This window comes from Novosphingobium anseongense (assembly GCF_037482895.1).
Taxonomy (GTDB): domain Bacteria; phylum Pseudomonadota; class Alphaproteobacteria; order Sphingomonadales; family Sphingomonadaceae; genus Novosphingobium; species Novosphingobium anseongense.
In genome coordinates this window covers 531,851-556,186 of sequence record NZ_JBBHJZ010000003.1, presented here as the reverse complement: position 1 = coordinate 556,186, position 24,336 = coordinate 531,851, and the positions used below count along the sequence as shown (strand labels likewise).

Genomic DNA, 24,336 nt, shown 5'->3' with positions numbered 1-24,336 from the left:
CACTCCGGTCAAGAGATATATTATATCATAACATTGACGGCCGCATTGGAGCGCCCTACCCCAATGATACATCATATCATTACGGGGGTTTCGAACATGAGTGGATGGAAGCACTGGCTGCTACCGAGCGTATTGCTGATGCCTGTCCCGGCTTTTGCCGAGGAGAGCGAAGACGCCGATGAAGAGCGCGATCAGATCGTCGTCACCGGGTCGCGAGAGGCCAACGCCAGCATCAACGGCCTCTCGATCGCGCCGATCCTGCTGCCGCAGAACGTGCGCGTCCTCGACAAGGAGCTCGTCGAACAGACCGGCTACACCGACCTTTCGCAACTGTTCGATCTCGCCGGCGGCATGGCGCGGCAGAACAGCTTCGGCGGCGCCTGGGACGCCTATGCGATCCGCGGATTCTCGGGCGACATCAACCAGGGGCCCGATCTCCTAATCAACCGCTTCACCGCGAACCGCGGCTTCAACGCCCGGCGCGACGTCGCCACGCTCGAGAGCTTTCAGGTGCTCAAGGGTCCGGCCTCGGCGCTATCGGGCAAAGGCGAGCCGGGTGGATCGATCAACGTCGTCACCAAGGCCCCGCAAGATCGGTTCCACGCATCCGGGGAGCTGTCCTATGGCAGCTTCGATACGCGCCGCGGCGTCTTCGATCTGGGCGGGCCGGCCAGCGACGGCCTCTCGGCGCGAGTCATCGGCGTCTACCAGCAGGGCGACAGCTTCCGCGATTTCAACAAGGCCGACCGGCTGCTCCTCGCCCCGTCGATCGCGTGGAAGCCAAGCGAAGCGGTGCGGCTGCTCTATCAGCTCGAATACAACCTCGTGCACTTCACCCACGATCGCGGCCTCGTTGCGGTGAACGGCGATCCCAAGGCGCTGCCGCGCAGCCGCTTTTTCGGCGAGCCAAACGACGGGCAGATCACCCAGCGCACCGTGCAGCATCAGGGCACGATTTATGTCGACCTGGCGCCCGGCGTCGCGCTGGAGGCCGGCGTGCAATATCGCGACGGGCAGATGTCGGGCCAATCGACGCACAACGCGGCGCTCGTCGGCACCACGTTGCGCCGGCAGTTGCGGATACACGATTACGAATGGCAGGACCTGTCGGGCCGCGTCGAGCTCAGCGCCAACGGCGATCTGTTCGGGCTCGAGCACCAGTTCCGCCTCGGCGGCGACGCTTTCGACTATGATCAGCGCCGGATCTTCTACCGCTTCAGCCCGACCGCGACGACGCCTTACGGCATCGACATCTTCAACCCCGTCTACGGCCAGCCGAAGCCGGTCGCTCCGCTCAACCAGGACCTGCTCGAACAGCTTCACGGCGAAAGCGTCTACGCGCAGGATCTCGTCACGCTCGGCAAGCGCTTCTCGCTGCTGCTCGGCATTCGCCACGACTGGATCCGCCAGGCCAACGTCAACTACCGCACGAACCGCACCGACCGGCAGGCCCCCTCGGTCACCTCGCCGCGCGCGGCCTTCACTTTCGCGCCGACCGAGAACCTCTCGGCCTATGTCAGCTGGGGCAAGTCGTTCCGGTTCAATCAGGGCATAGACGCCGCCTCGAACCCCTTCACCCCCGAACGCGGCGAGGCGCTCGAAGCCGGCATCAAGTTCGCCCTGGCGGAGCAGAGGCTGACCGGAACCGTCTCGCTGTTCCGCATCACCAAGGACAATGTCCTCGTCACCGATCCGGCCAATGCCGGCTTCTCGATCGCCGCCGGTCGCGCGCGCAGCAAGGGCGTCGAGGCCGACCTCAACTTCCGCCCCGATGACCGGTTCTCGCTGACCGCGGTCTATGCCTATACCGACGCCAGGGTCGTCGAGGACACGCGCCCCGCGCTTCTGAACAGTGGTCTTTCGAACGTGCCCCGGCATAGCGGCGCCGTTCAGGCATTCTGGCAATCAAATGGGAAGGAGCCCGGCTCGCTCGGCCTCGGCCTGGGGCTGACCTATGTCGGCGGGCGGCCGGGCGACGACGTCGCCAGCGGCTTTCGTCTGCCCGACTACGTCACGGCGCGCCTCAACCTCTCCTATCAGCTGACCCGGGGTTTGAAGGCGCATCTCGACGTCGATAACCTGTTCGACGCCTATTATATCGAGAGCTCCTACAGCGACGTCTGGATCACGCCGGGCGCGCCGCGCACGGTCCGCGCACGGCTCGTGTTCGCACTATGAGAAAGCTGGTTTCCGCAGCGCTGCTTGCCTGGGGCTCGGGCGAGACTCCGGCCCTGGCCCAGCGGACCGCGGACAATGCCGCGCGCACGGCCGAGGACGGCTTCGGCTCGAGCGTCGGCAACGAATCGATCGGCATCTATGCGAGCGGCCAGGTCCGCGGCTTCAGCGCGTCCGACGCGGGCAACAACCGGATCGAGGGGCTCTATTTCGACAAGCAGGGCGCGGTCACCGACGTGATCGTGCGCGGCTCCAACGTTCGTGTCGGCCTCTCGGCTTTCGGCTATCCGCTGCCCGCGCCGACCGGCATCGTCGACATCGATCTGCGCCGTGTCGGCAAGGACGCCGTGGCGAGCCTGCAGCTGAGCAGCGGCGAATATCTCGGTACCGACTTCACCGCCGATCTCGCTCTGCCGGTCAGCGAGCGCTTCAGCGTCAATCTCGACCTCGGCCTGTTCGACGACCAGTACGTGAACGGCGCGGGCGGCTGGTTCGTCAGCTATGGCGGCGTCGCGCGCTGGCAGCCGGTCGACCGGGTCGAACTGACCGGCTTTTTCGGGCGCTACGACTTCGGCGACGAGGAACAGGGTCCGACGATCTACACGGCCGGCGCCTACCTGCCCCCACGCATCGAACGCCGACGCTTCTTCGGCCAGGACTGGGGGCAATGGGCAGGGCACGCGCAGAACTACGGCGCCATGCTCAAGGCCGATCTCGGCGCCTGGCAGATCGCCGCGGGCGCGTTCAACAGCCGCTTCGCGCGCGACGACTATGCCTCCGCCTATTTCGAAGGCGTCGATCGCCAGGGCCTCGGCCGATCGTTCGTGATCCGCGGCCGCGACCAGCGCGCCGCCTCGACCTCGGGCGAAATCCGGGTCAGCCGGACCTTTGCCGAGGGACCGCGCCGCCATCGCCTGCTCGCCTCGGCGCGCGGCCGCAGCGTCGCGACCGACTATGGCGGCTATGCGGTCGCCGATCTCGGCATCGGCCGGGTCGGCGTGCCGGCGCCTGTGCCCGAACCCGCTCTCGGCTATGGTCCGCCGACCCACGACCGCGTGCGGCACCTGAGCTACGCGCTCGCCTACGAGTTGCGCTGGCCGCGCGTTGCTGAGTTGAATCTCGGGGTCACCCGCACCGACTACCGCAAGCGCATCGACCAGCCCGGCCTACCCCGGACCGACCAGCACGACCGGCCCTGGCTGTGGAATGCCGCGCTCGCACTCATGCCGACCGATCGCCTCACGCTCTATGCCGCGACGACGCGCGGGCTCGAGGAAAGCGGCATCGCGCCGAGCAATGCGGCCAACCGAGGCGAAGCCCTTCCCGCGCTGCGCACCCGGCAATACGAGTTCGGCGCGCGCTATGCGCTCGGCACCTGGCGCATCGTCTTGGCCGCTTTCGACATTGCCAAACCCTATTTCGAGATCGACCGGAGCGACGGCGCCTATCGTCAGCTCGGATCGGTGACCCATCGCGGCCTAGAAGGCTCTCTCTCGGCCAGGCCCGTTCCGAACCTAAACCTCATCGTCGGCGCGGTTCTTTTGCGCCCGCGGGTCAGCGGCCAGGCCGTTGCCGATGGCAGGCTCGGTGCGAAGCCGATCGGCCGGACCGGTATGCTCATCGACGCGGCGGTCGACTACCAACTGTCCTCGCTGCCCGGTTTTTCGCTCGATGCCCGGCTCGTTCACGAAGGCCGTCGCGTTGCCAATGCCGCCGACACACTGGCCATTCCGGCAAGAACGATCGTCGACCTTGGCGCACGCTATCGCACGCGCGTCGGCAAGGTCCCCACGATGTTCCGCGTGCAGGTTCGCAACCTCGGTGACGTCTACGGCTGGCAGGTTTCGGGAGGCGGCGGGTTTACCTTGGCGAAAGGGCGCCGGGCGGTGGCCTCGGTGACGGCGGACTTCTGAGGCGAAAGGAACCCCCTGCCCCGCGCGCCGCCCTGGAACCAATCCCCCCGCCGCAGCTTGACTCGGCCGGAGGTTCGCATGGCCGCTCGCGCATATTGGAAGGGACAGATCCGCCTCGCCCTCGTCTCGATCCCGGTGGAGATCTACAAGGCCACCAAGTCGGGCGCCTCGATCTCGTTCCGTCAGATCCACGAGCCCTCGGGCAAGCCGATCAAGTACGAGAAGGTCGTGCCCGGGGTCGGCCCGGTCGATCGCGACGAGATCATCAAGGGCTACGAGGTCTCGAAGGGCAATTTCGTGCTGCTCGAGGATGCCGAGATCGAAGCGGTCAAGCTCGAGTCCAAGCGCACGCTCGATCTCGTCCAGTTCGTCGATGCCGATGCGATCGACGTGCTCTATTTCGACCAGCCCTATTACGTCGTCCCCGCCGACGAGCTGGCCGAAGAGGCTTATGTCGTGCTGCGCGAGGCACTGCGGAAGGCGCGCAAGGTCGGGCTCGGCCAGTTGGCGATCCGCGGCCAGGAATACCTGATCAGCCTCAAGCCCTGCGGGCGCGGGCTGGTGCTCGAGACCTTGCGCTATGCCGACGAGGTGAACAAGGCCGCGAACTATTTCCGCGACATCCACGACAAGAAGCCGGACGCGGACCTGCTCGACCTGGCCACGACCTTGATCGACAAGAAGTCGGGCCAGTTCGACGCGGGCGAATACCACAACCGCTATATCGACGCGCTGCATCGGCTGATCGAAAAGAAGGCCAAGTCCAAGGGCAAGCGCGTGATCGAGGACACCGACGAGCCCGGCGCGGTCAGCGGCAAGTCGAACGTCATCGATCTGATGGCCGCGCTCAAGGCCTCGGTCGAGGGCAAGAAGAAACCGCCGGCCGACGCGGAGGAGAAGAAAGCGCCGGCCAAGAAGACCGCCGCTGCGGCGAAGAAGCCGGCCGCGCGCAAGCCCGCCGCCAAGGCGCCGATCGCCCGCAAGCGCGCCTGACATGGCGGCCGGCGCGCGGAAGGACCCGCTGGCGACCTACAACGCCAAGCGCGATTTCAAGAAGACCGCAGAGCCTGCGGGCAAGCGCCAGTCGAGCCCCGAGGGCAACCGCTTCATCGTCCAAAAGCACGCGGCGACGCGGCTGCACTGGGACTTCCGGCTCGAGGTCGACGGTGTGCTCAAAAGCTGGGCCGTGACCAAGGGCCCGAGCCTCGATCCCGAGGACAAGCGGCTGGCGGTGCGCACCGAGGACCACCCGATGTCCTATGCCGAGTTCGAGGGGACGATCCCCAAGGGCGAGTACGGCGGCGGCACGGTCATGCTCTGGGACAAGGGTACCTGGGACCCGATCCCCGGCAAGAGCGCCAAGGATATCGAGGACGGGCACCTGCACTTCGTGCTCCACGGCGAGCGGATGAAGGGTGAATGGCTGCTCGTCCGCATGAAGCCGCGGCCCGGCGAGAAGCGCGAGAATTGGCTGCTGCGCAAGATCGACGACAAACATGCCGGTGGTGCGGGCGATCTCGTCGAACGCGCGTTGTCGAGCGTGCTCACCGGCCGCTCGATGGCCGAGATCGCCGCCGACAAGAAGGCCAGCCACTCGCTCAAGGGAAAGAAGGGCGAGGTGTTCGCGGCAGAGATGGAAAAGGCTGCCGCGCACAACAAGCGCGCCACCAAGCCCGCCGCCAAAAGGTCCGCGGGCAAGCCCCCGAAGTTCGCCGCGCCGCAGCTCGCGACCTTGGTCGATGCCGTGCCCGCGGGCAACGACTGGCTCCACGAGATCAAGTTCGACGGATACCGCGCGCTGGTCGCAGTCGCGGGGACCGAGGTGCGCGTCTATACGCGCAAGGGCCTAGACTGGACCGACAAGTTCGGCCCGCTGGTCCAGGCGGTGACCGCGCTCGATCTGCCGCCCGCGCTGATCGATGGCGAGATCACCGCGCCGGGCAAGGACGGCAACCCGAGCTTCTCGGCGCTGCAGGCCGAACTCAAGCGTGGCCACGGCAGCCAGAAATCGCACATGGATTTCCATGCCTTCGATCTGCTCTCGCTCAACGGCGAGGACCTCAAGGCCCTTCCCCAGATCGAGCGCAAGGAGCGGCTCGAAGCGCTGCTTGCCCAAGCCGAGCCGCCGATCCGCGTCGCCGACCACGTCATCGGCGCGGGCGAGAAGCTCTACGCGGCGATGTGCCAGGCGGGCATGGAAGGGATCATCTCGAAGCGCATCGACACGCCCTATCGCGGCACGCGCACCAAGTCCTGGGTCAAGGTCAAATGCACGCGGCGACAGGAGTTCGTCGTGATCGGCTGGACCCAGTCGAGCGCCAAGGCGCGGCCCTTTGCCTCGCTGTTCCTCGCGCAGCACGAGGGCAACACGCTGGTCTACAAGGGCAAGGTCGGCACGGGCTTCGATACTGAAACGCTCGCCGATCTCGCCGCGCGGATGAAGCCGCTGGCGCGCGACACGCCCGCCGCCGAGGTGCCTCGGATCGAGGCGCGCGGCGGCCATTGGATCGAACCCGAACTCGTCGCCGAGATCGCCTTCGCCGAGATGACCGCCGCCAATGAACCTGGGGGGGGCCGTGTGCGCCACGGCTCGTTCCTCGGGCTGCGCAGCGACAAGCCGGCCAAGGCGGTGAAACCCGAGAAGGCCCAGCCCGCGCCGGCGCCCGAACCCACGGTCAGGATCAGCAACCGCGACCGCGTGATCTTCCCCGAGAGCGGCCAGACCAAGGGGCAGCTCGCCGACTACTACGCCGCCGTCGTGCCGCTGATGCTGCCGCACATGGCCGGTCGGCCGATCAGCCTGGTTCGATGTCCGCAGGGGCGCGCCAAGAAGTGCTTCTTCCAGAAGCACGATTCCGGAATGTTCGGAAAGGACGTCCACCAGGTGCCGATCCGCGAGAAGGACGGCGGCCACGAGGACTACATCTACGTCGAGGACAGCGCCGGTATCCTGGCCTGCGTGCAGATGGGCACGATCGAGTTCCACGGCTGGGGCTCGCACGCCATCGAGGTGGAGGCACCGGATCGGATGGTATTCGATCTTGACCCTGACGAGGGGCTCGACTGGACCCATGTCAAGCAGGCCGCCTTCGACCTGCGCGACCGGTTGACCGAACTCGGCCTGACGAGCTTCGCAATGGTCTCGGGCGGCAAGGGCGTGCACGTCGTCGTGCCGCTGACGCCGGGGCATGATTGGGAGGCGCACAAGGACTTCTCGAAGCGCTTTGCCGAGGCGATGAGCCTGGCCGAGCCCGACCGCTTCGTCGCGACGCTGTCCAAGGCCAAGCGTAAGGGTAAGATATTCATCGATTATCTGCGCAACCAGCGCGGCTCCACGGCGGTGATGCCCTATTCAGCACGCGCCCGCGACGGCGCCCCGGTCGCCGTGCCCATCACCTGGGACGAACTCGAGAACGTCGAGAGCGCGCACGAATGGTCGATCGCCGATTCCACCGAATTGATCGCGCGCGCGCGCCGCAAGGACCTCAAGGGATGGGGATTCGCGGCGCAGAATCTGCCCGCCGCCTAGCCGGCTCAGCCTGCCGCAGCGCCGATTCTCACCGGGTCGATCCATCGCCGCGAGCGCGCCACTGATCGCATTTGGCCTCGCCTGACGGCATCTTTGCGCCACCTTGGTCGTTGGAAGTTCGCAAGTTCACAACAGCTGGAGATACACGCATGAAGAAGATCCTCACCGCAGTCCTTTCGGTTTCCGCCATCGCCATGGCCGCCCCTGCCGCTTTCGCGCAGGACGCAGCCGCTCCGCAGGCAGAGGCACCCGCCGCCACGGCTGCAACGGCCAAGGCCGGCGACACGGTCTACGATTCGGCCGGTGAAGTCGTCGCGACGATCGAAAGCGTCGAGGGCACCAACGCCGTGATCTCGACGGGCGCCAACAAGGCCACGGTTCCGCTGAGTTCGTTCGCCAGCGGTCCCAAGGGTCCGACGATCGGCATGACCAAGTCGCAGCTCGAGGCAGCGATCGCGGGTGCCGGCGCTAGCGCGGCCCCGGCTGCAAGCCAGTAAACGCCTCAGGACATAACGTCCGAATATCGACCGGCAGCCCCGCAACGGGCTGCCGGTCTTGCTTTGACGTTTCAGATCATAGACCCGTCGCGAGCGCTTCGAGCACCTTCTCGTCGTCGGGTGTCAGCAGGCCGCCGTCCCGGGGCATGACCTGCACCGCGACCTGATCGGCGCCGGCATCCCAGTGCGCCTCGATCCGCTGGCGGATCGCCACGGCATCGCCCCAAGCAACGAGGGCATCGGCGGCGCGATCCGAAACCTCGGGTCCCAGCTCCGCCTCGGTGAAACCCATGCGCAACAGGCTGTTGCGATAATTGGGAATTCCCGCGAGCCCCGCGACCAGCCCCCGCCCGACGGTGCGCGCCTGCTCGGCATTGGTTTCGAGCAGGATCTTCTGCTCGACCAGCAGCAGCTTGCCCGGCCCGAGAATGCCGCGCGCCATGGCCGTATGCTCGGGCGTGGTCGCGAAGGGATGCGCGCCGTCGGCATGATCGCGCGCGAGTTCGAGCATCTTCGGCCCGAGCGCGGCGATCACCGTCGTGGGCGTCTCGGGCGGCGGCGGGCCAGCATAGGTCAGGCCGGCCATCGCCTCTAGATAGGCGCGCATCGTCGCCACCGGCTTGCCCCAGGCTTCGTGTCCGCGCATCCCCTCGACGATGAACTGGTGGCTGGCGCCGAGGCCAAGCAGGAATCTGCCGCCCCACTGCTCGTTGAGCCCGTACTGCGCGCCCTGCATCATCGTCGGATCGCGCGAATAGATGTTGGCGACGCCGAGCGCGACCTGCAGACGCTCGGTCCCCGCCAGGATCTTGGCGGCGAGCACCATCGGATCGCTGCCCATGCCATCGTTGATCCACAAGGTGCCGTAGCCCCAGCCCTCGAGCCGCCGCGCGAAAGCGACGAGGGCATCCGAAGGGTAGCCGATCGTGTTGATCCAGACCGCCAGCTTGTCGATTCTCATGCGCTTGACCTTTCCCGTCTTTCCATCCCCAATAAGGCCGGGAGAGACAAGACATGACCGAAATCGAACGGCTGCTCGCGATCGAGGCGATCAAGCAGGTCAAGGCGAAGTACTTCTATGGCTTCGACCACAAGGACTGGGACCTGTGGCGCCGCGAGGTCTGGGCGCCGGAGGGGCGGCTCGAGGTCCCCGAATTCCGGCCCGAACCCTTCGCGCCCTTCGAGGAAGTGCTGAAATATGCCTCCGAAGCCGCGGCGGACCAGGTCTCGGTGCACCACGGCCATACGCCGATCATCGACTTCGTCTCGGACGACGAGGCCAAGGTGATCTGGGCGATGGAGGACCGGCTGTTCCGCACGCCCGAAAATCCGCTCTACGATGGCTCGACCTGGCTCCACGGCTGGGGCCACTACCACGAGACCTATGTCCGGCTGCCGCAGGGCTGGCGCCTGCTCGCGAGCCGGCTGACGCGGCTGCGCGTCGAGATGAAGCGGGTGCTGTGATGGGCCAGCCCAAGACACAGTGGTCGGACCACATGACGCCGGTCGAGTACCTGACCGCGGTGCACGAGATCGAGCAGCTCAAGGCGCGCTACTTCTACGGCTACGACCACAAGGACTGGACCTTCTGGCGCAACGAGGTCTGGGCGCCCGACGGCCGGCTCGAAGTGCCCGAAATGGGCATGACCCTCGAGCCGCGCGACGCTATGATCGCCTGGGTCGCCGAACAGGCGGCCGATCAGGTCTCGGTCCACCACGGGCACACGCCGATCATCGAGATCGTCTCGCCCACCGAAGCCACGGGCATCTGGGCGATGGAGGACCGGCTCTACCGCTCGAAGGAGCATCCGCTCAACGGCGACACCCATTTCGTGCTCGGCTTCGGCCATTATCACGAGCGCTACGTGAAGCTCGCCGTGGGCTGGCGAATCCTGTCGACGCGACTGACCCGGCTGCGGACGGTCTACGAGAAGGTAATGTGACGATCGGCCCTCCCCCGGCGAGGGGGAGGGCCGTGGATTCAGAACTTCACCGTCGCCTCGACCCCGACAATCCGCGGGTCGCCCCAGGCGAGGATGTTGCCGTAGCTCGAGCTCGAATTGCCGAAGGTCGTGTAGCCGGCGTTGAACAGGTTCTTGGCATAGACCGCGAGCTCGAGGGCATCGTCGGCGGTGCGCAGACCCAGCCGCGCGTTGACCAGCCAGTAGGACGGTCCCGTCGAGTCCGGCAGGACGCCGGGCAGGCCCGACTGCTGCCAGATGATCTCGTCGGTGTAGGACGCCAGCGCATTGCCGACGATCTTCCAGTGATCGCCGACCGGCTGCTGCAGGTCGGCGCCGAAGGAGACCTGCCACTCGGGCGAGTTAATCATTCGCGTGCCCGACAGGTCGAAGGGATCGAGCACCGGATTGCCGGCCAGGCGGAAGGTCTTGTACTTGGCGTTGAGATAGCCGGCCGAGGCGGTCAAGGTCAGCGGCTCGGCGACTCTCGCTGTCAGGCCCAATTCTGCGCCGTAGGTCCGCGCCGAACCGGCGTTGACCACCGAGATCGAGACCAGGGGCGCGAAAGCGAAGGTCGGCGAGACGTGCGCGGCGACCTGGACGTCGCGGTAGTCGTTGTAGAACAGCGCCGCGGTCAGCTGGACCTTGCGGTCGAACAGCGGCGTGCGCAGGCCGACTTCATAGGAGTCGACGGTCTCGCCGCGGAAGGCGCCGCCCTGGTTGATCGGATCGGGGAAGAAGCTCGTCGGCACCACCGGCACGATGCCGCCTGCCTTGAAGCCGCGCGCCCAGCGCGCATAGACGTTGCCGCCGCCGTCGAGACCGTACTTGAGCGTGGCCGAGGGCAGGAACTTCGTCTGCTTGAGCACGAAGGGATCCTGGGTATTGGCGATCGGGTTGAACGAGATCGCATCGTTCTTCTCGTTCACGTAGCGGCCCGAGACCGTGAGGTTGATCTTGTCGGTGAAGTCGTAACCGAGCTGGGCATAGGCCGACCAGTTGGTCACCGTATAGCGACCCGAGCCCGAGGGCAGGTTTGCAAGGTAGGGAATGCCGCGGAAGATCGTGGTCTCAAGCCCGCCGTCGAACTTGGCCTGGAGATAGGATCCGCCCAGGATCCAGCTCAGCGGCCCCGCCCCGGTCGAGGCGGCGCGCAGCTCTTGGTAGAAGGTCGACTTGTCGATGTTCACGCGCGCGGCGAGGAAGTTGAACGGCAGGAAGCCGAGCTCGGTCAGGAACTTGGAGTGGTTCTCGCGGTAGGCGGTGATCGAGGTCAGGTCGATCGCGTCGAGGCTCAGCACGGCCGTGCCCGAGACGCCGTAGTCCTTGAGCTTGACGTAGCCCTCGCCGCGCTGGGCCGTGGTGAACTTGCGCGTGGCCTGCGGCTGGCCGATCGCGAAGAGCCCGGCCGGCGTGGTGTTGGCCCCGGCATTGGCGTTGAACAGGCTCGAGGCCACCGCGACGGCATAGCCGGGCGTCAGGTTGTAGAGGCCATTGCCGTTGTCGTCGTTCTTCTCGCTGTAGTCGCCGGCCACCGTGATCTTGAAGCGGTCGCTCGGGCGGAACAGCAGCTTGCCGCCGACCGCGGTGAAGTCCTCGGTGACGTAGCTGTCCTTGGCCGAGAGGCCCGCGTTGAGCTGCGCCGCGAACTGCGCCGCGGTGCCCAGGATCGGCGCGCCCGTCGCGCTGAAGCCGAGGATGCCCGCCGCCCCGCCGAGCGCCGGATTGGCCGGGAACATCGCCGGGGTATAGGCCTGGGCGTTGGGGGTGATGTTGTCGATGTAGCCATCGTGGCTGCGCCGCTCGAAGGTCATCGACACGGCGAGCTGCTCGCTGAGCGGCAGGCTGACGTAGGTCGAGGCCTGGAAGGTGTTCTTCTCGCCATAGCTGGCACGGAACAGCGCCGCGGGCGTCTCGGTGCTCGGCTGGCGGGTGATGATGTTGACCGCGCCGCCCGTGGCGTTACGGCCGTAGAGCGCGCCCGGCGCGCCCTTGATCACCTCGACGCGCTCGACGTCGACGAAGTTGTTGACCATCGACCCGAACACGCGCGGCACTTCGTCGATGAAGGTCGCGACCGAAGGATCGGCGCCGACGAAGATCGAATTGCCGATGCCCCGGATGAACATCTGGTTGTAGCCCGAGGCGTTCGACGTCGCGAAGCCCGGGGTGGTGAGCTGGAGGTCGCTCATCTGCTTGATGCCGGCATTGGCGAGCTGGTCGGCGCTGGTCGCCTGGATCGACAGCGGCACGTCGAGCACGGACTGCTGCTTGCGCTGCGCGGTGACGATGATCTCGTTGACGCCGCGGCTGTCGGCGCTGTCCTGCGCATAGGCGGGGACCGACAATACGGCCAGCATCGCGGTTGCCAGACGGAGTCCGGGCTTGACGGCGTTCCTCATCACATCCTCCCACGTTGGCCCGGTGTTTTACCGACGCCCGTTTTCCCAAGCCGACGCCGCGCGTCTTCAACAGTACGCCACGGTTCTATTTCACCACGTCTATGACATTTGGCACTCTGGTTCCAGCACGATGTCTGGAACGAAAACCATCGGTGGACTTGGTTTGTCGATAGTGGGAGCTATCTTCGCGAAAAACGAATCCAGGAGATGCGGATGGGCAAGGTGGTGGTGATTACGGGCGCGGGTTCGGGCCTCGGGCGGGCGATGGCGCGCAGGCTCGCGCGCGAGGGGCACCAGCTCGTGCTCCTCGGGCGCTCGCTGGCCAAGGTCGAGGCCGTGGCCGAGGAGATCGGTGGCGGCGCGTTTGCCCTGTCCTGCGATGTCGGCGCGGTCGAGAGCGTGCGTTCGGCCTTCGCCGCAATCGCCGAGCGCGAGCCGCGCATCGACGTGCTGATCAACAACGCCGCGGTCTACGAGCCTTTCATGATCGACGAAGGCAGCGACGAACAGATCGCGCAGGCGCTCGACACCAATCTCGCCGGCACGATCCACGTCACCCGCGCGGCGCTCGCGCAGATGGGCGAAGGCAGCCACGTCATCAACATCAGCACGCGCACGGTTGCCGAACCGGCGGTGATGCTCGCGCTCTACCAGACCAGCAAGGCCGGGCTCGAGCGCTTCACCAAGACCTTGCGCGAGGAAGTGGCCGAGCGCGGCATCCGCGTGTCGATGCTGCGCGCGGCGGGCATGATGGAGGAGGGCATGACGATGAACATGTCGCCCGAGGTCTTCGCCCGCTTCCGCGAGGAGCGCGCCAAGCGCAAGATCGGCTACAACGCGGTCAGCCAGTTTGCCTCGGTCGCGGACATGCTGCCTTGGCTGATCGACCTGCCTGCCGACGTCGCGGTGACCGAATTGATGCTGGAAGCGCGCGCGACCTGATTACTTGCCGGGAAAGGCCGCCGCGGCGTAGCGCTCGACCGTCGCGGTCTCGGCGCGGGCGTCCTCGGCGGCCAGCCAGCCCTGCGCAACGAGCTCGGCCTGGCGCGCGCGGAATTTCGCGAGGTATTCGGCGCGCCCGCCGGGATAGGCCTGGCGCAGCAGCGCGGGATCGACCGGCAGGCGGCGCAGGCTGCGGCGCGGGATCTTGCCGCCGCAAAGGTCGGCCGGCGGCTCGGCATAGCGGACCAGCGGCAGGTCGAGCTGCGCCGCCCTTACGCCACCCACGGGATTGCCGAAGCCGTCGCGGACATAGTCCTTGCCGCCCGCCGCCACCTGCAACCGCGATGCGCGCGGCGGCGCCTGACCGGTCTCGACCCAGCGGTTGAGATTGACCAGCGCCGCCTGCGCGACGTCGCGCATCGGCACGTCGGTCTCCGCCACGCTGCAAGTGACGGGCGCCTCGACCGCGGGATGGTCGCGCGCCTTGAGTTGGAGCGAGACCGCCCGCACCTGCCCCGCGACGCCGGAATCGCCGTGGCTGACCCCGCCGAGCTCGTAAATGCGATGACCGCCCGCCACAGCGTCGCTTTCAGCGCGCTGCGGATTGACGTTGGTGATCGCCTCCATCTCGCTGGTCAGTTCGATCACGGGTCGGTCGATCACACGTAGCAGATCGCGCCGGCGGTCCTTCTCGGGATCGGTCGAATTGAGCGGGGTGTGGCCCTGCGGGACCGATCCGGCCGAAATGCCGATCAGGTAGCCGTCGATCGCTGGGCTGCCGTCGGCCCGGCGGTAACGCTCGTGGAAGCCGAAATTGATCCACGAGCGAATGGTCGAGCCGAGGAACGACCAGCCCGACATGTAGACGTGGCGCACCGGCCAACCCGCGAGCGGCCCCGAGGCGCCCGGATCGCGCAACAGGGCCGCGGTCTGGCCCATGACGTCCCAGCGGATGCCGTCATCCTCGGGCCAGCGGAACGCCGCGTAGCGTGCAGGATCGTACCAGGCGAAGAGCTTGGGCGTGGTCACCGGCCATTGCGCGGTCGAACGCGCGCGCGTGCCCGCGTCGCCGCCGATCACCAGCAGGGCATAGGCGCTGCCGCTGCGCAGGACATGGCTGTCGATCCGCCCCCATTGCACGCCGGCGAGCTGCGGGTGATTGAAGCCGAGCTGGACCACGCCGTTGAACTTGCTGCGATCGCGCGGGCGCAGGATCACCAGGCGGGTGGTATAGGGTACCTCGGCCTGGCGCACAGACAGACTGCCGTCGGGGTTCTCGCCATAGATGTTGGCCTCGCCCGCAAGCAGCCATTCCTCCTGGACATAGCCCGCGGCCTTGAGCGCCGCGTCCTCGCGCGTGCCGGCGAGCACGGCGGGGGCGAAGATGCGCGAGGCCGAGGTTTCGGCGATCGGCCCGGTCCAGCGCGGCTCGGCGGCCCGGGCGGTCGATCCGAGCGCGGCAAGCCCGAGCGCGAGGCTGGCGATCAAGCGCATGTCTATCTCTCCGAAGCGATGGGCAGACTGACCGCCGACGGATGCGCCTTGTCGCTGATCAAGGTGATCCGCGCGGGCTGCGCCTGCGGGTCGCGCGCGCGTTCGCGGTGGTCGGAGCCGGTGAACGTGAACTGGATGCGGTGGCCCTTGGCGAAGACGTAGGACGTGGGCAGCAGATCGAACTGCAGCCGCACGGGCACGCCGGGCTGGAGCGGCTGAACGTCCGCGGCGAAGGCGCGGTGCCAGGGCAGGCCCGGCAGCGCCCAGGGCGCCTGATCGAGCTTGCGCAGCGAGGCCTTGAGCCGGCCCTCGGTGACGACCTTGATCGTGCCGTCTGGCGCGACATCCTCGAGCAGCAGGAACAGGTTGGCGTCCGGCGTGTCGGCCGCGATCCACAGGTCGGCGAGGCCGTGCCCGGTGACTTCGACCGGCGCCGCCAGCACCTTGCCCGCGAGCGACAGGCCCTGGCCGGACAGATGGCAGGGCTGGACGCGCGAACCCGATCCCGCCTCGGCGCAAGGCTGAACGGTGTAGTCGACGTCGAACGTCTGGCGCAGCGCGGCGCCGCGTGCCGCGCCCTGCACCAGTCCGCCCTTAGCCAGCGCGAAAGGCACCTGCGGGGCCTGTGGCAGCGGCCAATCGCTGGTCGCGCGCCATTCGTCCGCGCCCGTGACGAAATAGTGGATCGGCGGATCGCGATCGATGCCAGTATCGATCTGCTTGAGGTGGCGATCGAAGAAGCGGTGCGCCTCCTCGACGAGCGCGAAGCCCTCGTTCTCGCAGTGCAGCCAGTCGCCGATCAGGATCCGCGCGCCGGGAATGTTCATCCGCGCGATCAGGCCCTGGTCGCGCAATTCGTCGCGCCAGCCGCCGACGATGTAGAGCGCCGCCCCGCCCTGGAGGATCTGCGGTTTGTAGCTCGAAGCGCTGCCCTCGGCCCAGAAGGTGCTCTGCACCGACGGCGCGAAGCTGTCGCGATAGGGCAGGCTCTTCCACAGCTCGAACAGCGGCACGCCGCGCATGTGTTCCTCGGCCGCCTGGCGCAGCAGGACCTTTTCCTCGTCGCCCGCGACGGGCGGCACGGCCATGTCCTGCTCGATCGTGCGCGTGGGCCCGGTGCCCCACTGCGCGAAGATGCCGCCGCGGCGCATCGCGTCGTACTTGTTCCATGAAAAGCAGCCGGCGAAGACCGCCTTGAGGTGCGGCGCGTTGACCGTCATCGCGTGCATCGCCGCGTCGCCGGTGTTCGAGCAGCCGTATTGGCCGATGGCGCCGCTCGACCAGGGCTGGCGCGCCAGCCATTCGATCAGCTCGTAGGCGTCGTGCGCCTCGTTGCGATCGTGATAGCCGCGCATCGTACCGAACGACTGGCCGTTGCCGCGCCGCGCCACCTGCACCACGACATAGCCATAGGCAGTGAGCATGGGCATCGAAGCGAACCCGCCCTTGCGCGGGCCGACGCCGTCGCCGTCCTGCTGGGTCGCGCTCAGCGAGTGGTGCCAGATGACCGGGAAGCGGCCGTCAACGGGCTTGCCGTCCCTGGCCGGCCGGGCGACGAGCACGGCCAGGCGCGTGCCGTCGCGCAGCGGCAGATATTGCGTCGTCGTGACCTGCTCGGTGAAGGTCGGGGGCGGCTGGTAATGCCCGAAGCTCGACGGCACAGCCGCTGGTGTCAGCGTCTGCTCCGCCGCCACCGCTGCGGCCAAGGCGCCCACCACGAGGGCGACGAGCACGCTCAGCATCAGGGTGACGAGCGGCCGTTGCATCAGTATTTCACGCGGACGCTGGCTGCGATCAAACGGCCGATCGGATCGGTCGTCGTCGCGTCATAGCCGCCGCTGCCGTTCGAGCTCGGCGCGATGTTGACGTAGGGCGGCTTGGTGTCGAACAGGTTGCGCGCCTCGAGCCCGAAGGTCAGCCGCTTGTCCTCGCCGATCGCCCAGGCCAGGTTGAGATCGACCGGGGTATAGCTGGCGACCGACTGGTTCGGCGTCACGCCGATGTTCTTGTAGCCGTTGATGTGGGTGGCGCGCAGGCTCGCGCTGACCGGCCCCATTTCCCAGTTCAGCGCGGCCCGCATCTTGAAGCGCAGCGGCTGGAAGATCTGGTTGAGCTGGCTGATGATCGGCGCGGTCGGCGTCTGGCTGGTCTTGTAGTCGGTCAGGTAGGTGCCGCTGACGTTAAGGTTGAAGGTGCCTGCGCTGTCGGTCGGGATCGTGTAGTTGGCGGTGAAGTCGATGCCGCGCGTGATCGAGCGGCCCAGGTTCTGGCTCCGGCCATCGACGAACAGCGTGATCGGATTGGGCAGCGCGCCCGACACCGCCATGCCGCCGGCGACAAGGCCGTTGACGATCGGCGCGGCACCGGCGCCCTGTACGATCAGGCCCGTCCCGGCATATTGCGACAGCCGCGTCAGCACGGCGAGATCGGACAGCAGCGCGATCACCTGGTTCTTGTAGTCGACGCTGAAATAGGTGGCCGAGAGCTTGAGGTTGCGTACCGGCTCGAGATCGATGCCGACCGACCAGGTCGTCGCGGTCTCGGGCGAGAGGTTGAGGTTGCCGCCCGACTGAGCGACGCCGACGATCGGCGCGCCGCCGGCCGGGTTCTGGTATGACTGGACGAAGAGCTGGTTCGAATTGCCGTAGATCTGCGGCAGGGTCGGCGCGCGGAACGAGGTCCCGTAGGACCCGCGCAGCTTCACCCCGTCGAACGGCACCCAGGACACGCCGAACTTGGGATTGGTCGTGGAGCCGACGTCCGAATACCGGTCATAGCGCACGGCCGCGTTGAGCTCGAGCTTCTGGAAGCCCGTCGTCGCGTTCTCGGGTCCGAAGATCGGGATCAGCACTTCGGCATAGCCCGAGTCGACGCGGCGGCTGCGGTAGGTGTAGGTCACCGGCGTGGTCGGTCCGCCACGGGCGATGCCCAGATCGACGGTGAACTCCTGGCCTTCATAGCCGGCCGCAAGCTTCACGGTGCCGCCGGGCAGATCGAACAGCGCGCCGTTCACGCGCGCTTCGTAGCCGGTGAAGTGGCCGATGGTGGGGTTGATCGAGATCTGGTTGAAGATGCCGGCGATGACCGAGGCCTGAGTCCGGCCGAGGCCATAGGGATCGAGGGCCGTGGCCGGGTTGCTGCTGGCCAGGGCAGCGTTCAGCGCAGCGTTGTTGATGCCCAGGAACGAGCTCGAATTGTCGCTGGTCTTGCCCTTGCCGATCAGCGCCTCGAACTGCCAGTCGTGCGGCAGCTTGATCCGCACGCCGGGGGTGATCTGCCAGGATTCGCCGTAGCCGCGCGAGGTGTTGGGGGCGACGTCGCGGATGAAGTTGTAGTCTAGCGCATAGCTCGTGCCGGTGAAGCCCGCGGGGCGCACGAAGAAGGCGTTGGTCTGCGGCACGGTCAGCGAGGCGTTGATCGCCGCCGGCTGCCGCTCGAACACGCGCTTGCTGTAGAAGCCGTCGGCGAAGACGGTCAGCCAGTCGGTCAGGTCGTAGGTGAAAGTGCCGTTGACTGAATCGTACTTCTGCCGCGGCGCCAGGTCCTGACCCTGGAGATCGTCGCAGCGGTTGCTGGTGCCCGCGACGAGCTGGCCGGGCGAGGTCAGCCCGCCTGCCGGAATCGCATAGTTGGTGGTGACGCCGCCCTGGGTCGCACGGATCGTGCCGGGGGCACAGCGCAGCACCGAATAGTCGTTGCCGCCCGAAGACGTCTGGTTCGAGCGGAAGAAGCTGCGATCGCGGCCGTTCAGGCTGGACTTCTCGACGTGCTCGTAAGCGATCATCACCTGGCCGCGTTCGAACTTCTTGCCGATCGCCGCGCCCATCGAATATTCGTGATAGTCGCCATCGCCCGAAATGCCGGCACGGGCGAAAGCCTCGACCCCGTCGAGGCTGCGGCGCGGGATCAGGTTGACCACGCCCGCGACCGCGTCCGAGCCGTAGATCGCCGAGGCGCCGTCGGCGACGATCTCGACGCGCTCGACGCCCAGGGTCGGCAGGACCGAGGGATCGGTCGAGCGGCTGTTGTTGGTGACGCGGTGGCCGTCGATCAGGATCAGGGTCGCGTTGGGGCCGATGCCGCGCAGGTTGATCGAGTTGCCATAGGTGATGTTGCCCGAGCCGCCCGACTGGCCGCGCGAATTCTCCGAGACGCCGAGGTCGAAGACCAGCGGCAGCTCCTTGAGCGCGCGGTCGATCGTGACGCGGCCCGAAGCCGCCAGGTCCTGCGTGCCGAGCACGGTGACGGTCGAGCCGACGGGCGCCTCGCCGCGCACTCGGCTACCGGTGACAACGATGCCCTCATCGGCGAGTTGGTCGGCCGGCGTACCCGCGGGGGCATCCTGTGCCGCCGCCTGAACGGGTGAAAGCAATGCCACGGCGAGCGCCAGGCTCGAGCCGTAAATCGTGAAGTTCCGCGAAGTCGCCATGTCTTCCTCCCGCTGAAAAGCGTCACCCTGACCTGCGCCGGGCATGGAAGATGGACCGGGGGCATCGCGCCCCGCCTTAAAGCATCCAGTCTCCACGCCGCACGGTCGTCGATTTCGACGTACCGCCAAGAGCCGGGTGGCTCTCAGGCAGGATCACTTTCCGGCAATTGGTGGAATTAGTCAACTATCCTTCTATTAGACTTTTGATCAGGTCATTAGATATCGTCGCGGACGATTGCCTCGTACATGCGATCGAGCAGCTCGCTGAGTACGCGCATTTCGTCGCCAGTAAGCTGGTGCAGCGCGGCCGCCTCGGTCTTTTCCATCAGCGCGAACAGGCCTTCGAGCTTGGCCTCGCCCGCGGGCGTGACGAACAGCGCATGCCGCCTTCGATCGCTCGGCGAACGACGCCTCTCGGCCCAGCCGTACTTCTCGAGCTCGTCGACGATCGTCACCGTCACGGACTTGTCGAGCCCCACTTCGCGGGACAATTCGCTCTGCGATATGCCGGGATTGGCCGAGACGATCGCCAGCGACGAGAACAGGCCCGACCGCAGCCCCTCGTTGGCCGAGACGACCGCGAAATTGCGTGAGAGCTGGTTCTGCACGCGACGCAGGCGGAAGCCGATGAAGTCGCCCAGCCGGCCCAGGCTGACACGCGCCTCCCCGCTGTCGTTCGCGCGCTTCGGGATCCCGGTCCTGGCATTCATTTGGTGCGAACTCTCTCGGTATGGTTGACAGAAAAAATAGTTGAAATATTCTACAGTCTCGATGACCAGCTCATTAGACGGCCGGGATCGGAACCTGTCAACCGCTAGCCCGGTTGGAAACAGCGTGGAGAGGCGACCATAATGGATCATTCGGCCGGCCCCGGCCCGGCGCAGACGCCGCCCGAAGACAGTCTATCGGACCTGCCGAGCGAAGGCGCGCCCGTCGCGCACGGACTGCTGGCGCGGCTGGCCTATGGCCTCGGCGGCCTGGGCCTGCTTGGCGCCACCGCTGCCGATTCGATCGCGGTCGCCGGCCGGCATACGGGGCTTCACCTGCTCGGTTCGATCGAACTCGTGCAGACCGCGGTGGTCCTGCTCGGCGCCTCGGCCATGCTGATCGCGACGATCGTCGGCGGCCATGCCAGCGTTCACATCGTCACCGAGCGGCTGCCCCGGCCCACCGCCGCCCGGCTCGCGCGCGCCTGCGCTTTCGTCAGCGGCCTGGTGTTCCTCGTGCTCGCCGCCGGCTCGATCTGGGTCGCGAGCGACCTCTGCCACGGCTTCGAGCAGACCGAACTGCTGCACATTCCGCTGCGCTGGCTGCGCCTGGTCTGGATCGCCTTCGCCCTGCTGATCGCGATCACCTTCTTCCGTCACACCTTGAGGAAGCCCGCATGATCGCGCCCGAGCTGATCGGCCTCGCCGGCATCCTCATCCTGCTGCTCTTCCTCTCCTCCGGCGTGCCGATTGGCGTCAGCCTCCTGCTCGTCGGGCTCGGCGGCCTGGCGCTGATGATCTCGCCCGAAGCGGCGCTGATCAAGGGCGGCGTGGTTTCGTTCGAGGTGATCTCGAAGTACGAGCTCGGCGTGCTGCCGCTGTTCCTGCTGATGGCGCACATCTGCTTCGCCGCGGGCGCCAGCCGCGACTTCTTCGACGTCGCCGCCAAATTCGTCGGCCACCGTCGCGGCGGCCTGGCGCTCGCCTCGATCGGCGGTTGTGCGGGCTTCGGCGCGATCAGCGGCTCGAGCCTCGCAACGGTCGCCACGGTCTCCTCGGTCGCGCTGCCCGAGATGCGCAAGGCCGGCTATCATCCGGGCTTCGCTTCGGGCGCACTTGCCGCCGGCGGCACGCTCGGCTCGCTGATCCCGCCATCGGGCGCGCTGATCGTCTTCGGCATCATCGCCGAACAGTCGATCGGCAAGCTCTTTGCCGCCGCCATCGTCCCCGGGCTCAGCCAGGCGGTGTTCTACCTGATCACGATCATGGTGCTCTGCGCCTTCCGCCCCGAGCTCGGCCCCGCCACCGCGCGCGTGCCCTGGCGCGAGCGTCTGCCGGCGCTGCGCAAGGTGGCCGACATCTTCGCGCTGATCCTCTTCGTCATCGGCGGCCTGATGATCGGCTGGTTCACCCCGACCGAGGCCGCCTCGGTCGGGGTCATCGGCGCGCTCGTGCTGCTGACCGTGCGCGGCGGCTTTTCGCTCGCTACGGTCGCCGATGCCATCAAGGCCACCCTGCGCACCGCGGGCATGATCTATGTCGTGATCATCGGCGCGCTAACCTTCGCCAATTTCGTCGGCGTCACCGGGATCACCGAGGCGATGTCCGCCGCGGTGACCGACTGGCACGCGAGCCCGGTCGTGGCGATCATCGTCATGACCTTGCTGCTGCTGCTGCTCGGCTCGTTCCTCGACGGCGTCGCGCTGATGCTGCTGACCACGCCGATCTTCCTGCCGATCGCGGTGCAGCTCGGCTACAGCCCGATCTGGTTCGGCATCTTCCTGGTCCGCACGATGGAGATAGGCTTCGTCCACCCACCGCTGGGCCTCAACATTTACGTCATCCAGGGCATCGCCAAGGACCTGTCGCTCGGCACGATCTTCCGCGGCGTGATTCCTTTCCTGGTGGCGGACTTCCTGCATCTGGCCATGCTGATCGCCCTGCCGGTGATCACGCTGTGGCTGCCCAGCGTAGTGGCGGGGTGATCGACATGCGTAAACTCCTGACCCTCGCCCTCGGCGCCCTGATCGCCGCCTGTTCACCGCATCAGAAGCCGGCGGAATACACGCTGACCTATGCCAGCCCCTATCCGCCGGCGCATCCGTTCAGCCAGGCCGACATCGCCTGGATGAAGCACGTCGAGACCGCCAGCCACGGCCGCATCGCCTTCAAGCCCTTCTGGTCGGGCGCGCTGCTGAGCTCGGACATGTCGATGGTCGAGATCCGCCACGGGCTCGCCGACATCGGCCTGATCACGCCGATCTACGCACGTGGCGGCGCGCATATGCTGCGCGTCCAGTCGGGCTTCTACAGCGGCGTGCAGACGATCGCCGACCAGGTGACGGTCTACGACTGCCTGGCCGCGCGCTTCCCCGAATTCGGCAAGGAACTCGCAGGGCTCCACGTGCTCGCGGTCCAGGGCGGCAATTTCCCCGGCGTGCTGACGCGCAGCAAGCCCGTGCGCAGCCTCGCCGATCTCAAGGGGCTTCGTTTGCGCGCGCAGAGCGACGCGATCGACGTGCTGCGCGCGCTCGGCGCCGATCCGGTCAACATGCCGATGGGCGAGGTCTATTCGGCCCTGGCCAAAGGCGTGATCGACGGCGTCGTCGCCCCGGCCGATACGATCAAGAGCCTGCACTTCGCCGAAGTCGCGCACCACTTCTCGACGATCCGCTTCAGCCGCGGCGCCTATCCGGCGCGCGCCATGTCTGACGCCGCCTGGCGCCGGCTGCCGCCCGACCTGCAGCAGCTCGTGGCCGCTTCGAAGACCGTCTGGGAGGCCGCGCTCGACGATCAGATCCTCAAGGCCGAGAAGGCCGGCATCGACTACGCCGCCGGCCACGGCGTCGAGATGCTGTCCCTCCCCGCGGCCGACCAGGCGCGCTTCGACGCGCTCTACAACCGCTTCGCGCTCGACCAGGCCCGCCGTCTCGCGGATTTCGGCCTGAAGGGCGAACCCGTGTTCCACGAGGCCCAGCGCCTCATCGCCGGCGGCGCCAAGGCCTGCCCGGCTTCCCAATCAGGAGTATCCCCGTGAGCAATGGCAGCGACCTCACCCAAAGGCCGCTCGAGGGCCTGACGGTCATCGACCTCACCCGCGCGCTGGCCGGGCCCTATTGCACGCTGCTGCTCGCGGGCCTCGGCGCCAAGGTGATCAAGGTCGAGGAGCCCAAGGGCGGCGATCTCGCGCGCGAGAACAGCCCTTATCTGGGCCGCGACGGCATCCAGGTCGAGCGGCGCCACGACGACGATCTCTCGCTCTCGCACCTGACCCGCGCGCGCGGCAAGTACGGCGTCTCGCTCGACCTCAAGACCACCGAAGGCCGCGAGGTCTATTTCGATCTCGTCCGCCAGGCCGACATCGTCGTCGAGAACTTCACCGCGGGCACGGCCGACCGGCTCGGCGTCGGCTACCAGGCCTGCCACGCGATCAACCCGCGCGTGGTCTTCGCCTCGCTTTCAGGCTTCGGCGCGACCGACCGCGACGGCGGCAAGGCGATGGACGTGATCGTCCAGGCGCTGTCGGGCGCGATGTTCACCAGCGGCGAGCCCGGCCACCCGCCCGTGCGCATCGGCATCCCCGTGGCCGACATGCTCGCCCCGGTGTTCACCGTGATCGGCATCCTTGCCGCGATCGAGCAGCGCCACCGCACAGGCACGGGCCAGCACGTCGACGTCTCGATGCTCGGCGCGCTGACCTCCTTCGTCGCGATCGAGAACTGGTCGGCCATGGCCGCCGCGGGCATGCCCTCGCGCACGGGTCTGACCGTCCAGCGGCTCTCGCCGTTCGGCGTGTTCGAATGCGCCGACGGCTACGTCTCGGTGGTCGCGGTGCACGAACCGCTCGCGCGCGGGCTCTTCGCGGCGATGGGCGAGCCCGAGCTGGCCGAGGATCCGCGCTTCGCCAACCGCGACGCGCGCGTCGCCAATGCGACCGAGCTCGAAGCGAAGATCAACGCCTGGTCGCGCCAGCTGCCGCTGGTCGAGGTGGTCCGCGCGCTTGAGGCCAAGGGCGTGCCCGTCGCGCCCGTGCGCCACCCGGAGGACGCGCTGGTCGATCCGCGCGTCGTCGCGCGCAAGGAGACCATGGCGGTCGAGCATCCGACCTATGGCTCAAGCATCGACCTGCGCACGGCCGGCGTGCCGATCCAGTTCTCGGGCGCGACCACGGGCTTCGACGACGCCCTGCCCGTGCGCATCGGCGAGCACAACGAGAGCGTGTTCAAGGACCTGCTCGGCTACGACGACGATCGCATCGCCGCGCTCAAGGCGGCCGGGGCGATCTGA

At 67.3% G+C, this 24,336-nt stretch carries 18 protein-coding genes; 12 read left to right on the top strand and 6 right to left on the bottom strand.

The window, feature by feature from the left end; all coding sequences use genetic code 11:
• The first annotated feature begins 96 nt into the window (after window positions 1-96).
• The 5 genes from WG901_RS16600 to WG901_RS16580 all read left to right on the top strand — a co-directional run bounded on the left by WG901_RS16600 (window position 97) and on the right by WG901_RS16580 (window position 8,114).
• Window positions 97-2,178 (top strand): TonB-dependent siderophore receptor, encoded by a 2,082-nt coding sequence (locus WG901_RS16600; protein WP_339588207.1) that lies wholly within the window; start codon window positions 97-99, stop codon window positions 2,176-2,178.
• Window positions 2,175-4,088 carry a TonB-dependent receptor domain-containing protein gene (locus WG901_RS16595; RefSeq protein ID WP_339588206.1) on the top strand — a complete coding sequence of 638 codons (1,914 nt, stop codon included), beginning with the start codon at window positions 2,175-2,177 and terminating at the stop codon, window positions 4,086-4,088. The genes WG901_RS16600 and WG901_RS16595 overlap by 4 nt, the downstream gene beginning before the upstream one ends.
• Before the next feature lie 78 nt (window positions 4,089-4,166).
• On the top strand, window positions 4,167-5,081 hold the full coding sequence (gene ku / locus WG901_RS16590) for a non-homologous end joining protein Ku (RefSeq protein ID WP_339588205.1): 915 nt from the start codon (window positions 4,167-4,169) through the stop codon (window positions 5,079-5,081).
• Window position 5,082: 1 nt separating this feature from the next.
• Complete coding sequence (gene ligD, locus WG901_RS16585; RefSeq protein ID WP_339588204.1) at window positions 5,083-7,617, top strand: DNA ligase D; 2,535 nt, start codon at window positions 5,083-5,085, stop codon at window positions 7,615-7,617.
• A gap of 149 nt (window positions 7,618-7,766) precedes the next feature.
• A complete protein-coding gene (locus tag WG901_RS16580; protein ID WP_339588203.1) occupies window positions 7,767-8,114 on the top strand; it encodes a hypothetical protein in 348 nt (115 codons plus the stop codon).
• Window positions 8,115-8,190: 76 nt separating this feature from the next.
• Here WG901_RS16580 and WG901_RS16575 read toward each other — a convergent pair whose 3' ends face one another.
• A complete protein-coding gene (locus tag WG901_RS16575) occupies window positions 8,191-9,075 on the bottom strand; it encodes a TIGR03620 family F420-dependent LLM class oxidoreductase (protein WP_339588202.1) in 885 nt (294 codons plus the stop codon).
• A gap of 53 nt (window positions 9,076-9,128) precedes the next feature.
• On the opposite strand from WG901_RS16575, the gene WG901_RS16570 reads away from it, so the two are divergent.
• Window positions 9,129-9,578 carry a nuclear transport factor 2 family protein gene (locus WG901_RS16570; RefSeq protein WP_339588201.1) on the top strand — a complete coding sequence of 150 codons (450 nt, stop codon included), beginning with the start codon at window positions 9,129-9,131 and terminating at the stop codon, window positions 9,576-9,578.
• The gene (locus WG901_RS16565; RefSeq protein WP_339588200.1) at window positions 9,578-10,057 is read left to right on the top strand and encodes a nuclear transport factor 2 family protein; all 480 of its coding nucleotides are present in this window, start codon (window positions 9,578-9,580) and stop codon (window positions 10,055-10,057) included. The genes WG901_RS16570 and WG901_RS16565 overlap by 1 nt, the downstream gene beginning before the upstream one ends.
• A gap of 38 nt (window positions 10,058-10,095) precedes the next feature.
• Here the strand turns inward: WG901_RS16565 and WG901_RS16560 are convergent, their stop codons facing one another.
• Window positions 10,096-12,477 (bottom strand): TonB-dependent receptor, encoded by a 2,382-nt coding sequence (locus WG901_RS16560; protein WP_339588199.1) that lies wholly within the window; start codon window positions 12,475-12,477, stop codon window positions 10,096-10,098.
• A 213-nt stretch (window positions 12,478-12,690) separates the two neighbouring features.
• Between WG901_RS16560 and WG901_RS16555 the strand changes: the two genes are divergently transcribed.
• Entirely contained in the window at window positions 12,691-13,419 is a 729-nt protein-coding gene (locus WG901_RS16555; RefSeq protein ID WP_339588198.1) for an SDR family oxidoreductase, read from the top strand.
• On the opposite strand, the gene WG901_RS16550 is transcribed toward WG901_RS16555, so the two are convergent.
• The 4 genes from WG901_RS16550 to WG901_RS16535 form a co-directional block, all read right to left on the bottom strand.
• Window positions 13,420-14,913: an alpha/beta hydrolase domain-containing protein gene (locus WG901_RS16550; protein WP_339588197.1), complete on the bottom strand. Its 1,494-nt coding sequence runs from the start codon at window positions 14,911-14,913 to the stop codon at window positions 13,420-13,422.
• A 2-nt stretch (window positions 14,914-14,915) separates the two neighbouring features.
• The gene (locus tag WG901_RS16545) at window positions 14,916-16,679 is read right to left on the bottom strand and encodes a CocE/NonD family hydrolase (RefSeq protein ID WP_339588196.1); all 1,764 of its coding nucleotides are present in this window, start codon (window positions 16,677-16,679) and stop codon (window positions 14,916-14,918) included.
• Window positions 16,679-19,342, bottom strand: coding sequence for a TonB-dependent receptor plug domain-containing protein (locus WG901_RS16540; RefSeq protein WP_339588195.1), 2,664 nt, complete (start codon window positions 19,340-19,342; stop codon window positions 16,679-16,681). Before WG901_RS16540 ends, WG901_RS16545 begins: the two co-directional genes overlap by 1 nt.
• A gap of 215 nt (window positions 19,343-19,557) precedes the next feature.
• Entirely contained in the window at window positions 19,558-20,052 is a 495-nt protein-coding gene (locus tag WG901_RS16535; protein WP_339588194.1) for a MarR family winged helix-turn-helix transcriptional regulator, read from the bottom strand.
• 141 nt (window positions 20,053-20,193) lie between these two features.
• Between WG901_RS16535 and WG901_RS16530 the strand changes: the two genes are divergently transcribed.
• The 4 genes from WG901_RS16530 to WG901_RS16515 are packed head-to-tail and all read left to right on the top strand — an operon-like array spanning window position 20,194 to window position 24,336.
• Window positions 20,194-20,730, top strand: a complete 537-nt coding sequence (locus tag WG901_RS16530) for a TRAP transporter small permease (RefSeq protein WP_339588193.1) — start codon at window positions 20,194-20,196, stop codon at window positions 20,728-20,730.
• The gene (locus WG901_RS16525) at window positions 20,727-22,034 is read left to right on the top strand and encodes a TRAP transporter large permease (protein ID WP_339588192.1); all 1,308 of its coding nucleotides are present in this window, start codon (window positions 20,727-20,729) and stop codon (window positions 22,032-22,034) included. Before WG901_RS16530 ends, WG901_RS16525 begins: the two co-directional genes overlap by 4 nt.
• A 5-nt stretch (window positions 22,035-22,039) precedes the next feature.
• Entirely contained in the window at window positions 22,040-23,086 is a 1,047-nt protein-coding gene (locus tag WG901_RS16520) for a TRAP transporter substrate-binding protein (protein WP_339588191.1), read from the top strand.
• A complete protein-coding gene (locus WG901_RS16515) occupies window positions 23,083-24,336 on the top strand; it encodes a CaiB/BaiF CoA transferase family protein (RefSeq protein WP_339588190.1) in 1,254 nt (417 codons plus the stop codon). The genes WG901_RS16520 and WG901_RS16515 overlap by 4 nt, the downstream gene beginning before the upstream one ends.